Origin of the sequence: Aquibacillus halophilus (genome assembly GCF_009649745.1) — a bacterium.
Taxonomy (GTDB): Bacteria; Bacillota; Bacilli; order Bacillales; family Amphibacillaceae; genus Aquibacillus; species Aquibacillus halophilus.
On sequence record NZ_WJNG01000007.1, the window covers coordinates 49,593 to 61,722 of the forward strand.

Genomic DNA, 12,130 nt, shown 5'->3' on the forward strand with positions numbered 1-12,130 from the left:
ATTGTATTTTTAAAAGAAAGGAACTTAGTGATGGGAATTTTATGGTATGGAGGAAAGATTTACACAATGAAATCAGAGGAAGACCAAGTAGAAGCAGTTTTTACAAATAAAGGATTTATTGTCGATACTGGGACCTTTGATGAATTAAATAATAAGTATCGAAATGACATAAATCAAATTACAGATTTACAAGGAAATGTTATGTATCCAGGTTTTGTTGATAGTCATTTACATATTATCGGACATGGGGAAAAACTTATCCGTTTAGATTTATCAATGATGACCTCTCCAGAGCAGGTTCTTGAATCTTTAAAAGAACGTGCGAAGCATTTAAGTGGGGATGAATGGTTGATTGGTGAAGGTTGGAATGAAAATCAATGGGAAGACCCTCGAATTATACATAAAAGTGAGCTAGATGAAATATGCCCTAATAATCCAATGATGCTTACACGGGTTTGTAGACATGCTGTATTAGCTAATTCTAAAGCAATTAATAGTGCGAATATTGATCGACATACTGAGGATCCACAAGGTGGGAAAATAGTCCGTGATGACAACGGGGTAGCAATAGGTTATTTTCTTGACACTGCTCAAGAACTTATAAAAGAGGGAATTCCTGATGTTTCCGAACAATACTTAACGAGTGTAGTTAAAGCCTCAGTGGACGACTTACTTAGTAAGGGCTTAGTAGGAGGTCATAGTGAGGATTTAAATTATTATGGCGGTTTCAAAAAAACACTAAATGCATTTACAAATGCGATAGATGGTGAGGATAGAAAATTTAGAACCAACTTATTAGTACATCATGAGGTACTTGATGATATGGAGAATGAGGGACTGAGCTATAATGAAGGGACAGACTTTATCCAACTAGGGGCTGTGAAAATCTTTTCTGATGGTGCGTTAGGAGGAAGAACTGCCTGGTTATCAGAGCCATATGAAGATGACCAAGACAACTATGGAATCGCGATTCATAATATAGAAAACCTAGAAGAATTAGTTAAGAAAGTTCGAGAAAAAGGCATGCCGATTGCTGTGCATGCAATTGGTGACCAAGCGGCATTGACTGTTGCTAAGTTGATTCAAAGATATCCACTACAAAATGGACGTCGGGACCGAATCATCCATGCACAAATCGTTAATGAAGAACTTATCGAATTGTTAAAAACGATTGATGTCGTGTTGGATATACAGCCAACCTTTGTAGCTTCGGATTTTCCTTGGATTATTGAACGAATTGGGAGCAGAAGAGTTCGTTATGCGTATGCATGGAAGACATTGATAGAAAACGGAATACCGTGTGCTGGTGGTTCAGATGCACCGATTGAAGAAGTAAATCCTCTCCTTGGTATCGAGGCTGCGGTATTACGGAGATCTAATATTGATGGTGGTTACTATAATGAGACAGAACAACTAACTGTGTATGAAGCGGTATCTTTATATACAAAAGGAAGTGCTTACGTGATTTCTCATGAAAATGATCGAGGACAAATAGCTCCTGGTTTTACTGCGGATTTTACAGTATTCAATCAAGATTTATTTACTATTGCTCCTGAAAAAATTACAACTTCAAAGGTTGAAATGACAATAATTAATGAACAGATTGTTTATCAAAAACAATAAAAAGTCAACATCGTGGCAGGTTTGCTGTGATGTTGACTTTTTGGTTTGTTACTTCGTATAGAGATCTAAAATCGATTTATATCTAAGGTTGATTTTTATAAAAATGTACGTTTTACTCGGTCCCAATAGGAATTGTTTTTAAGTTTGACGGTCTTAACAATCTTATCACTCAAAGTTATAGTAAGATCTTTTATGTTTCTAATGGAATACGCCTCGTTATCTAGTCCGACAATTGGATAGTCGTTTCCATCTTGAAGAACTTCGAGTTTAAGCTTGCGTTCTTTGTCTAAAACAAAAGAAGAACCTAATGTTCTGTATCTATTGTTATTTATAGATGCGATTTCAGATATCTGAAAACAAGGGATTTTAGGATCAATGACCGCTCCATGTGTAGATTTATTATACCCGGTACTGCCTGTTGGTGTTGCTACAATTAACCCATCTCCACGGAACCTCTCAAAGTGATTATCATCTATAAATACATCAATCACTATAGTTTTGATTATAGTTGACCTAATACTCGCTTCATTTAAGCATTGAAAGGTTGCTTCTCCATTTATATTTACATCGATTATAGGGAAGCGCCTAACTTCCAACTCTTCACTCATGATTGCATTTACCATTTCATCATAATTATCTAAGCTAAAGTCACAGTATAGTCCAGCCTCATTTGATCTGGAAATTCCCATATACAAGCAATCTTGTCGAAACCCGGTTTTACGAACGACTTGAAGGAAATTTCCATCTCCACCAACACTTATAATGATATTAGCTTCTTTTGGGTCTTCTACAAGGTTAAACCTATTTTTTTTGGCCAGCTCAAACAATGGTTTTAGTTGGCTTTCTAGTTCATCTTCTTGTGGATAGTAAAAAAATAAATTTCTGCGATTATCCATTCTATACTCCTCCTAATCAGTTAACTCATTACACTTTTATGTTACCATCATTTAACTAAGAATCCTAATAAGATTACATTTGAATTGGAAAGGTTTATTTTACTAATTTTTTGAAAATAATGAATGTATTGGAGGTGTAATCATGGTATGGGTTTATTTATTATTGGGATTGTTCCTATTAGTTATATTAAGTCTTTTTATCCGTATCTATACAACCATTTCGTATATTCATAAAGGTGAGATTGATGTTATAAAACTTGAAATGAAAATGTTAGGTGTAAAATTCCTTAATAGGGAATTTTCAGTGTTTGAAGATGAAACGAATTTTACCGAAAAGCAGGAAAGCCTTTCGACTAGAAAAGAAAAAGACTCACATACTAATGAAAAGATTACTCCAAATGAATTGCTGAATAAGTTGAGAATTATAAAGTCAGCTATCCAACATATTTTGGATTTTAAACCAAAAGCGTTAAAATTTATAGCTAAAATATCAGTCCATCAACTTGACTGGGATACAAAGGTTGGAACAGGTGACGCAAGTAATACTGGATTACTAACTGGAGGTATTTGGGCAGTAAAAGGTGGAATCGTAGGATTGATGGTTAATCATATGCGTTTTATAACAAAACCTAACGTACTAGTGACGCCGTATTTTCAGCATAGGCTAGTACATACCGAGGTAGAATGTATCTTATCGGTTAGATTAGGACAAACTATTTACGCAATCATTCAAATGATAAAGCATTTTCAGGGAGATTTACATAGCTGGACGAGTAAGGCAGCTCAATCTTAGAAGGAGGATATAAAAATGAGTGAACAACAACATCCTATAGAAGGTTTAATGACTTCTGCAATGGAAAATTTAAAAGCAATGGTCGATGTTAATACAATAATTGGGGATCCAATAGAGTCTCCGGATGGTAGTGTTATTATAACTGTTTCTAAAGTTGGCTTTGGATTTGCTGCAGGTGGAAGTGATTTTTACAATAAACAATCAGGAAGTAAGGACGGTCAATCAGAGACTTTACCCTTTGGAGGCGGAAGTGGTGGAGGAGTCTCCATCACCCCAATTGCATTTCTTATAGTTAACAGTAAGGGTGTGCAAATGATTCATTTGGATGAAAACACTCACTTATATGAAAAGATGATTGATTTGGCACCACAGGCTATTGAAAAGATACAATCAATACTTAAAAATAGTAAGCAAGAAGGTAAGAATCAAGAAACTAAAGATAAAGATAAGGACGACAAGTCTTAAGAAGTATCATTAGACATTAGATTAGACTGCCTTCATAATAAAGGAAGGCAGTCTTTCTGATTCTGATCGGATGTACAGATCCATTTTTAAATTTAATAGGAGGATGATAAAATGGCAGAGGTAACATTTAAGGGTACTCCAATGACATTAGTAGGTAAAGAAGTAAAAATTGGTGATACAGCACCGGATTTTACTGTGCTAGATAATAGCCTGCAACAAGTAAAACTTAATGACTTCAAAGGAAAAGTGAAAATTATTAGTATTGTTCCGTCCGTTGACACTGGTGTTTGCTCTGAGCAAACCAAACGTTTTAGTGAAGAGGCTGAAAAACTGCCAGATGTAAAAGTGTTTACTATAAGTATGGATCTACCATTTGCACAAAAAAGATGGAAAAGCGAAAATGGGATTGACCAAATTGATATATTCTCAGATCACCGAGATGCAAATTTTGGAACGAATTATGGCGTGTTAATGCAAGAATTACGGTTACTTGCTAGGTCAGTATTCATAATAGATGAGGAAGGAACTGTGAGGTACACAGAATATGTTAGTGAAGGTACCAATCACCCTAACTATGAAAAGGCGATAGAAGCGGTTCAAAAAATTACTAGTTAAATCAGTCTTAATTAAGTTGATTTTTTCAATTAACAATCAGTGAATGATGAGATAATTTATTATCTAATTTCTAGAAGAAAACCCGGCAATGGAATGCTATGGCCGGGTTTTGATTTGATTAAATTAAAGTATTAGAATGTATGTATTTTTTTTATAGGCTGTTTTCTAAAGAATCTTCATCTTCTTGAACACACGCTATCGAAGCCACGAAACTATACTAGATTTCGGTTTTTATCCATCTTCCTTTCATTATTGTTACATATAGAATGGTGATTGGAGCGGAGGGCAGTCGACTCCAGCGGGAAAAGCGACGGCTGAAAATCCCGCAGGACTTGAATTAACTTCCTGAATCAACACCGCACGCAGAAAAAGTGCTTTCCTTTTTCAAGGAAGTGGTTTTCTTCCGAGGAAGTTGAAGCGTTGCCCGCGGAAAGCGACTGCCCGGAGCGCAAATCAATAAGTAGTTACGCTGCATTTTATATCAACTGCGAATAGTAAGAACAACAAAACTTACAAAAAAAGCCTTTTTATAATACATATAAAACTTAAGTTGCGAAGGCGTGAATGGAGGAACAATCTTGGAACAAACTAAAGTAGAAAATACGTTTCAATGGATAGATAATATTTCTGAATTAATTCAAAAACAGATGAACCTTACGTACATCGACAGTCTTGTAATGGCTTTGGATTTTTTATTTACCAAAGAAACTAATGATGAAATGAACGATCTTTTGAAACAAAAGTTAGAAAAAGAAATAAAAAAGATAGATCTCAACACTATTGAAAAAGAAGAGTTAAGAAAGTCACTTCAACTTGCAATTTTAAAAGGAATGAAAGGGTTCACTCAACAACAGCATTTGATTACTCCTGATACAGTCGCTATTTTTATTGGCTATTTAGTTCGGAAACTGATTGGTATGAAGGAACAGATAAGAATATTTGATCCAGCTTCTGGGGCGGGTAATCTATTAACAGCTGTTACAAATCAATTAGAACAAGAGGTAAAGAGCTACGGTAGTGAGGTAGATTCAACATTAATCCAATTAGCGTTGTTAAGTGCTAATCTTCAAAAAACTGAGATAGAATATTTTCATCAAGATAGCTTACGTCCATTTTTATTGGAGCCGGTTGATTTAGTGATTTCAGATTTACCTGTTGGCTATTATCCAGATGATGTACAAGCTGGTAGCTTCGAATTGAGGGCGGATGAAGGACATTCTTTTTCGCACCATCTTTTCATAGAACAAAGCCTTAATTATGTGAAAAAAGGTGGATATCTTATATTTGTAATTCCAAACTTCCTATTTGATAGTGATCAAGCAGATAAACTAAACACTTTTATTCATAAACATGCACATATTGTGGGAATGTTACAATTGCCATTTAGTATTTTTAAATCCGAAACCAATGCGAAGAGTATCTTAATTCTGCAAAAGAAAGGTCCAGAAACTAAGGCACCAAAACAAACCTTATTAGCTGAATTACCTTCGTTCAAAAATGCAAAAGCAATGAACAACATGGTTGAGCAAGTGAATCAATGGTTTAGAAATGAAGGTTTTGAATAGTTAAAAAATTACAATTTTGTGTCGCAAACGCTGTCATTTAAGGCTTTGTATTGCAAACATATTGAACCGATTGTTAAAATGGAGTGGGAACAAATCAAACCTATATACGAAAGGGTTGAATAATTTTGAGCAATATTTTGGCAATTAATGCTGGTAGTTCTTCATTAAAGTTTCAATTGATAGAAATGCCGGAAGAGATAGTTTTAGCAAAAGGAATAGTTGAACGTATAGGATTAAACGATTCTATTTTTACTTTTGAGGTTAACGATGATAAAGATAAAATTGTAAAAGATATCGATGACCACGAAGAAGCAGTAAAAATGTTACTCAATAAACTTACATCATCAGGAGTAATAAAGTCCTTAAATGAAATTGATGGTGTCGGTCATCGAGTTGTTCATGGTGGAGAACGTTTTAGCGACTCTGTACGTATCACTGAAGAAGTAATAAAAGAAATTGAAGATGTATCTGAGTTGGCCCCTCTTCATAACCCTGCTAATTTAACAGGTATTCGGGCTTTCAAAGAAATTTTACCTGAGGTACCTTCAGTAGCAGTATTCGATACAGCATTTCACCAAACCATGCCAGAACAATCATACTTATACAGTCTACCCTACGAGTACTATGAGAAATATGGAATAAGAAAATATGGCTTCCATGGCACATCACACAAGTATGTTTCAGAGAGAGCATCAGAACTTTTAGGAATTCCAGGAGATCAATTAAGACTGTTGTCATGCCATTTAGGTAATGGTGCAAGTATAGCAGCAATCGAGAATGGTAAATCAATTGATACCTCTATGGGGTTTACACCACTTGCTGGTGTTACAATGGGAACAAGATCAGGTAATATTGATCCAGCCCTAATTCCTTATATTATGGATAAGACCGGTAAAACAGCCGGTGAAGTGATGAATGTTTTGAATAAGGAAAGTGGAATGTTAGCTCTTTCGGGTTTTTCAAGTGATTTAAGAGATATTGAAGAGAAAGCTAGTAGCGGAGATCACCGTGCCGAACTTGCTTTAGAAGTTTTTGCTGAAAAAATCCATAAATACATCGGTTCTTATGCAGCAAAGATGCACGGAGTAGATGCTATTATTTTTACAGCTGGTGTTGGCGAAAACAGTGTTACAATACGTGAAAGAATTTTAGAAGGGCTTGAATTTATGGGGGTTTATTGGGATAAGGCACTCAATCAAATTCGTGGAAAAGAGACGTTTATAAATTTTCCACATTCACCTGTCAAGGTTATTGTTATCCCAACAAATGAAGAAGTAATGATTGCTAGGGATACAGTAAGATTAAGCCAAACTGAATATAGTAAATAATAAGAGTAGTTTGGCTTATCCTATTAAGTCAGGCTACTTTTTACTTTATCTTTAATAACCGAAAGAACAAAAAAGTGGGCCGTATTCTTACGCCCCACTATATAAATTTAATTTTTCATTTAGGGTTTATTACTTCGACTCTCCGCCACGAACTACTAAAACGTCACAACTAGCATGGCGAGTAATGTTTTCAGAGACACTACCTATTAGAAATCTTTCAACAGCATTTAAGCCAGTAGCACCACAAATGATTAAATCTGCATCATAGTTTTTCGCTACCTCTTTTGGTATTTTGATTTTAGGAGAACCATATTCAATATTAATTTCTACATCATTTATCCCTGCATTTTTTGCTTTACTTTTGTAGTCTTCTAACAATGCATTTGCATAGACTTCTGATCGGTCTGCTAATGTACGATCATAAGCATCAACAGTAGCAAAGGATTTTGTATCTAATACGTGGGACAAGATCATTTTTGCATCGTTTCTTTTTGCGATATCTACGGCTTTTTCAAAGGCGCGTTCTGAGGACTTTGAACCATCAACGGCAACGACAATCCGTTTATATTCAAACGTCATATAAAACATCTCCCTTCTTACTAATACTTCAATTATATCATGTATTAAATCATCTCGACAAAATTTGGTAATAATTTTTAGATGAATTTTTAGTGAAGTAAAACATACTAAAAGTGTGGAGGTGAAGATTTGGAACAGATAAACTATTTAGATCCAAGTACCAAAACCAAAGGTGAAGAACTTGTTAGTCAGCAATTGTTGGAAAGCTATCAAAGTGGAGTAATTGACCATGACCAAAAGGTAATCAGTCAAAGGGACAAAGAAATGGACTAGAGCATGCTAAAGACTAGGAATTCTTTGTGGATTCCTAGTCCTTCAATATATTCACAGATACCGCTCAGGTTATTTTTTTGATACAATAATGGTGTGTTGATAGAGATAAGGGAGGTCAAAATAGTGAATATTGGAGTTCCAAGAGAGATAAAAAACAATGAAAATCGTGTTGCAATGACACCTTCAGGGGTAACTACACTGACAAATGCTGGTCATCAGGTATACGTGGAAACGATGGCAGGAATTGGTTCTAGTTTTACCGACGATCAATATAGGGAAGCAGGAGCAATTATTGTTCCTGGAGCCAATGAAGCATGGGAACAAGAAATGGTTATGAAGGTAAAAGAGCCATTACAACAAGAGTATGAGTATTTTTATGAGGGATTAATATTATTTACATATTTACACCTAGCACCAGAACCAGAATTAACAAAAGCTTTAATAGATAAAAAGGTTATTGGTATTGCTTACGAAACGGTTCAACTTGAAAATGGATCCTTACCATTACTAACGCCAATGAGTGAAGTAGCGGGGAGGATGGCATCACAAATGGGAGCACAGTTTTTGGAGAAACCTAAGGGTGGAAAAGGAATTTTGCTTGCAGGAATCCCAGGCGTTAAAAGAGGTAAGGTAACAATTATTGGTGGCGGAGTAGTAGGTACTAATGCAGCAAAAATAGCAATCGGTCTTGGTGCGGATGTCACAATAATTGATTTAAATCCAGAGAGACTAAGGCAGTTGGACGACATATTTGGTTCATCAATAAATACACTGATCTCAAATCCTTTAAATATCTCTGAATCATTACAAGAGTCAGATTTAGTTATAGGAGCAGTTCTTATACCTGGAGCTAAAGCGCCAAAATTGGTAACCGATGAGATGGTCAAAACAATGCCAGAAGGTTCTGTAATTGTTGATGTAGCAATTGATCAGGGTGGAATTTTTGAAACTATTGATCGAATAACTACCCATGATAATCCTACATATGAAAAGTATGGGGTACTTCATTATGCAGTTGCTAATATGCCAGGGGCTGTGCCGAGAACATCAACTATCGGACTGACTAATGTCACTGTCCCTTATGCATTAAGTATAGCTAACAAAGGGTATAAAAACGCTTGTTTAGTGAATGGAGCTTTGAGAAAAGGAATAAATACTCTTAATGGATATGTAACTTATCAAGCCGTTGCAGATGCTCATAAACTGGACTATGCAGATGTAAATACACTATTATAGTTTGAGATTAAGTGAGGGTGAGATTATAATCACCTTCTTTTTTTGTTTTTCCTCCTTTCTAAGATAAACACAAGTATGTAAAATTTAGTAAATTGATATGATTAGAGACATTAAAAAGATGCGAAAGATAATGTTCACAATTTCACAAAATATACACACATTATATATTTAAATGTATAATTCTTGTGGTATTATAGTTTGTGAAGAGGGTAACAAAATAATTTAATGTGAATAAAATCACAAAAATTAGGGGGAAATATTATGAAATTTAAAGTTTTGTTAACAGCGGGTTTATCTATTGGTTTATTAGTAGCTTGTGGATCTGAAGAAACTGATACCACAACAACAAATGATCCAGACGTAGTGACCACAGCATCAATAGTGAATGAAGCAGATGCATTTGTAGATGCAGTAAGTGAAGATGGAACATGGATAATCGCAACGCTTGGGGACATTACTGTTGAGGAGGATGTTGTTGTAGCAGGCCAATTCCACGACAAAGATGACCCAGAAGCAGACATCTATCGCAAGATTGCCCCTTATACACAAGATGACGATCATAATATTACAGAATCATTTACGATAACTGTTCCTAAGCTAACAGTACAAAGTGAAAATTTACGAATTCAAGGTGGTACATTGGCAGGAGATGTTTACGTAGAAGCTAATGGATTTAATCTTCATGAATCAGCAACAATTGAAGGTAATATCTACTATGCAAGTGCAGATGTAGAGGCAACAGCTGTAATTGATGGTGAAGTAACTGGTTCTGTGGAAGTTGCTGGAGCTGATGTCGTTACAGGCGCAACACAAGTTGTAGTGGAAGACGAGCAAACTTTATTAGATGGAATAGGTGAAGCAGGAGCTTGGATTATCATTTTCCATGAAGATATGGCAGTTGATCAGGAATTAGTTTTAGAAGGCGAATTTACTAGTAAAGATGAACCGGCTCGCAAACTTGCGTTATATGCACAAGATGAAGACCGTAATATCACGGATTCATATACTTTAACGGCACCTTCATTAACAATTAAAAGTGAAAATGCAAGAATTCAAGGTGGTACATTTGTAGGAGATGTGTATGTAGAAGCAAATGGCTTTACCCTTCCTGATGGGACAGTAGAAGGTAATGTTTACTTTGCAAACGCAGACTATGAATCATCTGCTGATTTATCTGGAGGAACAGTAACTGGAACTGTTGAAGTACAATAAGAGATAGAAGTATTTAAAAAAGTTAATCGGCCTACCGGTTAACTTTTTTTTATAGGGATGAAAGTTTACTATAATTAATAACTAAGCAATTGTTGAACAAATTAAACTAAATTAGGGTTTTAATTGTTCGGTTGAGGCTGGTATGCCAAAGTTATTTCAGAAAAATTGAGTGATTGCTTAAAACCTCACTTATATTGGGTATTGGGGAAACAAAAACAAACTTTACTGTTTTATTTTTTTTTGTGATAAAATTAAAAAAGTGAAACATTTTATATATTGATTCGTATTGATAATATAAGGATTTTTAGAGGAAGGGGTACAAGTGTTGGACTATTCTCCAAATTTTTTTCCAAGAGTGATGAGAAACCAAAAGTTAAGGAAAGAACCCCATTATCAATTGAAGTTGGTGATATTGTTGTTTACGATTTAACTGATTATGAAGTTGTAGGGAAAATCACTTATCGACAGGACTCTTATGTATGGTATGGCTATCAGATGCTAGAAGGCAACAACACAATTTGGTTATCGGCTGAAATGGATGATGAATTAGAATTAGGTATATACAAAACAATAAACCTTCCAGTAACATACCCACTTCCAAAAGAGTTGACCTATCAGGGTGAAACGTATTATCTTGATGAAGAGGGTGAAGCAAGAGTAGTAGGCGAGGGAAGAAGCACGAATATAGACGGAAGACTAATGAAATATGCTGAGTACTGTGACGATGATGAAAAACAATTCATAAGTTTAGAAGACTGGGGCAGTGAATTGGAAGTAAGTCTAGGCTTTCCAATTGAAAAATATGAATTAAAGGTAATTGCAGGATCTATATAAATAAGGAGGAAATAAAATGTTTAAATTTTTTAGTCGTGTAAAAACAGTAGTAAGTTCAGAGATGAATTCTATGTTAGATAAAGCTGAAGATCCAGTAAAAATGTTAGATCAATTTATGAGAGAAATGGAGTCAGATATACGAGAAGTTGAAAGTGCCGTTGCTAAACAAATTGCTAATGAAAAAATGCTACATCGGAAATATAGTGATTCACAGGCCTTAGTAGAAAAACGACAAGGTCAAGCAGAAAAAGCGATTGAAGCTGGAAATGACGACTTAGCTCGTCGTGCTCTAGAAGACAAAAGTGATTTGCAGCAACAAGCAGATTCTTTAAATCAATCGTGGGAAAGAGCGAAAAAAGATGCTGATACATTAAGAGAAAAACTGGATGAGATGAAGAAAGAATACCAAGATATGAAGTTGAAAAAAGATTCAATGAAAGCACGGGCTGAATCTGCCAAAACAAGAACAAAAATGAACCGTACCATGTCTTCTATCGGTAGCGATGATTCTAAACGTGGATTTGAAAGAATGGAAGAAAAGGTAATGCAGTTTGAAGCAGAAGCTGACACTAGTGAAGACCTTTCGGCTGGAAATCGTTCACTAGATGATGAGTTTGAAGATTTAGAAAAAAATGGTGTTGACGATCAACTAGCAGAATTAAAAAAGAAAATGGGCAAAGAATAGTCCAATTAGGCTAGAGAATTTAAATA

General features: G+C 35.2%; 13 protein-coding genes. 11 read left to right on the top strand and 2 right to left on the bottom strand.

Annotated features, from left to right (window positions below):
• The first annotated feature begins 30 nt into the window (after positions 1-30).
• Positions 31-1,623, top strand: coding sequence for an amidohydrolase (locus tag GH741_RS09125; RefSeq protein ID WP_153736492.1), 1,593 nt, complete (start codon positions 31-33; stop codon positions 1,621-1,623).
• 95 nt (positions 1,624-1,718) lie between these two features.
• On the opposite strand, the gene GH741_RS09130 is transcribed toward GH741_RS09125, so the two are convergent.
• On the bottom strand, positions 1,719-2,519 hold the full coding sequence (locus tag GH741_RS09130) for an NAD kinase (RefSeq protein ID WP_153736493.1): 801 nt from the start codon (positions 2,517-2,519) through the stop codon (positions 1,719-1,721).
• 142 nt (positions 2,520-2,661) lie between these two features.
• On the opposite strand from GH741_RS09130, the gene GH741_RS09135 reads away from it, so the two are divergent.
• The 5 genes from GH741_RS09135 to GH741_RS09155 all read left to right on the top strand — a co-directional run bounded on the left by GH741_RS09135 (position 2,662) and on the right by GH741_RS09155 (position 7,285).
• Positions 2,662-3,312 (top strand): DUF2953 domain-containing protein, encoded by a 651-nt coding sequence (locus tag GH741_RS09135; protein ID WP_153736494.1) that lies wholly within the window; start codon positions 2,662-2,664, stop codon positions 3,310-3,312.
• A gap of 15 nt (positions 3,313-3,327) precedes the next feature.
• Entirely contained in the window at positions 3,328-3,777 is a 450-nt protein-coding gene (ytfJ, locus tag GH741_RS09140; RefSeq protein ID WP_153736495.1) for a GerW family sporulation protein, read from the top strand.
• 111 nt (positions 3,778-3,888) lie between these two features.
• Positions 3,889-4,392, top strand: coding sequence for a thiol peroxidase (gene tpx / locus GH741_RS09145; RefSeq protein WP_153736496.1), 504 nt, complete (start codon positions 3,889-3,891; stop codon positions 4,390-4,392).
• Positions 4,393-4,970: 578 nt separating this feature from the next.
• Entirely contained in the window at positions 4,971-5,957 is a 987-nt protein-coding gene (locus GH741_RS09150; protein ID WP_153736497.1) for a class I SAM-dependent methyltransferase, read from the top strand.
• Positions 5,958-6,082: 125 nt separating this feature from the next.
• Entirely contained in the window at positions 6,083-7,285 is a 1,203-nt protein-coding gene (locus GH741_RS09155) for an acetate kinase (protein WP_153736498.1), read from the top strand.
• A 129-nt stretch (positions 7,286-7,414) separates the two neighbouring features.
• Here the strand turns inward: GH741_RS09155 and GH741_RS09160 are convergent, their stop codons facing one another.
• On the bottom strand, positions 7,415-7,864 hold the full coding sequence (locus GH741_RS09160; protein WP_153736499.1) for a universal stress protein: 450 nt from the start codon (positions 7,862-7,864) through the stop codon (positions 7,415-7,417).
• A gap of 129 nt (positions 7,865-7,993) precedes the next feature.
• On the opposite strand from GH741_RS09160, the gene GH741_RS09165 reads away from it, so the two are divergent.
• From GH741_RS09165 to GH741_RS09185, 5 genes are all read left to right on the top strand, one after another.
• The gene (locus tag GH741_RS09165; protein ID WP_153736500.1) at positions 7,994-8,137 is read left to right on the top strand and encodes a hypothetical protein; all 144 of its coding nucleotides are present in this window, start codon (positions 7,994-7,996) and stop codon (positions 8,135-8,137) included.
• Positions 8,138-8,260: 123 nt separating this feature from the next.
• Positions 8,261-9,373 carry an alanine dehydrogenase gene (ald, locus tag GH741_RS09170; protein ID WP_338079330.1) on the top strand — a complete coding sequence of 371 codons (1,113 nt, stop codon included), beginning with the start codon at positions 8,261-8,263 and terminating at the stop codon, positions 9,371-9,373.
• A 261-nt stretch (positions 9,374-9,634) separates the two neighbouring features.
• Positions 9,635-10,585 (top strand): polymer-forming cytoskeletal protein, encoded by a 951-nt coding sequence (locus GH741_RS09175; RefSeq protein ID WP_153736502.1) that lies wholly within the window; start codon positions 9,635-9,637, stop codon positions 10,583-10,585.
• A 276-nt stretch (positions 10,586-10,861) separates the two neighbouring features.
• Positions 10,862-11,419 carry a DUF4178 domain-containing protein gene (locus tag GH741_RS09180; protein WP_153736503.1) on the top strand — a complete coding sequence of 186 codons (558 nt, stop codon included), beginning with the start codon at positions 10,862-10,864 and terminating at the stop codon, positions 11,417-11,419.
• Between the two features lie 16 nt (positions 11,420-11,435).
• Positions 11,436-12,104, top strand: a complete 669-nt coding sequence (locus GH741_RS09185; RefSeq protein ID WP_153736504.1) for a PspA/IM30 family protein — start codon at positions 11,436-11,438, stop codon at positions 12,102-12,104.
• Positions 12,105-12,130 lie beyond the last annotated feature (26 nt).